Genomic DNA, 705 nt, shown 5'->3' with positions numbered 1-705 from the left:
GGCCGACGCGGCCGCGGCGGCGAGGGCCTCGGTGTCGACCTCGAGGTCGTGGTGACCCGCGTTGGCGAGGATCACGTCGTGCGCGAGGTGCGGGAGGTCGGCGGCGCCGATGGCGCGCATGCCGCCGGTCGCGGTGATGATGATCTGGGCCTGGGGGAACACGTCGCGCCGCGCACCTACCGTGTGCCCGTCGGTGTGGGCTTCGAGTGCCCGGACCGGGTCGACCTCCGTGACGAAGGTGCGGGCCCCCAGGGCCTTCGCGTAGAGGGCGAGCCCCTTGCCGACGTAGCCGTAGCCGACGACGGCGACCCGCGCCCCGGCGATCTGGCGGTTGGTGAGGCGCAGGATCGCCTGCAACGTGGTCTGGCCGGTCGCGTAGCGGTTGTCGAAGAGGTGCTTGCAGCGCGCGTCGTTCGCAGTGAGCGCGGGGAAGGGCAGTCGGCCGGCCGCGGACATCGCCTGGAGCCGCGCGGTGCCGGTGGTGGTCTCCTCGGAGACGCCCTTCAGCCGAGCGAACACGTCGGGGCGATGCTCGGCCGTGCGCATGGTCAGCTCGGCCCCGTCGTCGATGATGTAGTCCGGCTCGCAGTCGGCCGCGGCGCGGAGCTCGCGCTCCCAGCTGCCGTAGTCCCCGCCGGCGTCGGCGACCACGGTCATGCCCCGCTCGCGCAGCGCGGCGACGACCGAGGCATCGGTGGTGCGCGG

General features: G+C 73.9%; 1 protein-coding gene. It reads right to left on the bottom strand.

Annotated features, from left to right (window positions below; all coding sequences use genetic code 11):
* A partial coding sequence (locus ACFPZL_RS13960; protein ID WP_382336008.1) for an adenosylhomocysteinase occupies positions 1–705 on the bottom strand: 705 nt, incomplete at both ends.

Source organism: Leucobacter soli (genome assembly GCF_042659205.1).
Taxonomy (GTDB): Bacteria; Actinomycetota; Actinomycetes; order Actinomycetales; family Microbacteriaceae; genus Leucobacter; species Leucobacter soli.
The sequence above is the reverse complement of the archived record's forward strand: the minus strand, read 5'-3'. Positions and strand labels throughout refer to the sequence as shown.